This is a genomic window from Microvirga sp. GCM10011540, from assembly GCF_042650665.1.
GTDB classification, from domain to species: Bacteria; Pseudomonadota; Alphaproteobacteria; order Rhizobiales; family Beijerinckiaceae; genus Microvirga; species Microvirga lenta.
The window spans coordinates 1-527 of sequence record NZ_JBHSBQ010000045.1 but is presented as its reverse complement, the minus strand read 5'-3'; the positions used below and the strand labels follow the sequence as shown (position 1 = coordinate 527).

The window sequence follows — 527 nt, the reverse complement described above, 5'->3', positions numbered from 1 at the left end:
CGGACCAGCCGCAGGTGTCGTACGAGCGCACGGGCGAGCCGCGGGTGATCTTCAACGAGGCCCAGGGCCAGCCCACCATCCGCTACGAGCAGATGCAGGGCCAGCAGCAGGCCCAGCAGCAGCAGCGTCAGCAGGCGCAGATGCAGCAGCGCCAGCAGCAGGCGGCGGTGTCGGCCGAGGTGACGCCGGAGGAGCAGCGGCGGGTACGTGAGACGCTGGGGGTGGGCGACGTGGAGAACACGGCGGCGATCAACCAGGAGAACGTGCGCATGCAGCCGATCGGGGTGGCGTCGCTGGAGGACATGGAGGTGCGCAACCTGCGCGGCCAGGAGATCGGCGAGGTGGACCGGGTGATCACCACGCCGCAGGGGCGTCAGTTCGTGGTGGTGGAGTCGGGCGGCTTTCTCGGGATCGGGGCGGACCGTGTGGCGTTTCCGCTGGAGCGGTTCTGGCTTCGGGGCGATCAGCTGTTCATCCGGGGGGTGACGGAGCAGGATATCGAGGCGATGGACGATTATCGCGATCAG

General features: G+C 68.9%; 1 protein-coding gene. It reads left to right on the top strand.

From position 1 onward, the window contains the following. Positions 1 to 14: 14 nt before the first annotated feature. Positions 15 to 527: PRC-barrel domain-containing protein (locus tag ACFOYU_RS15150; protein WP_377034230.1), on the top strand; the 513-nt coding region annotated here is incomplete at its 3' end.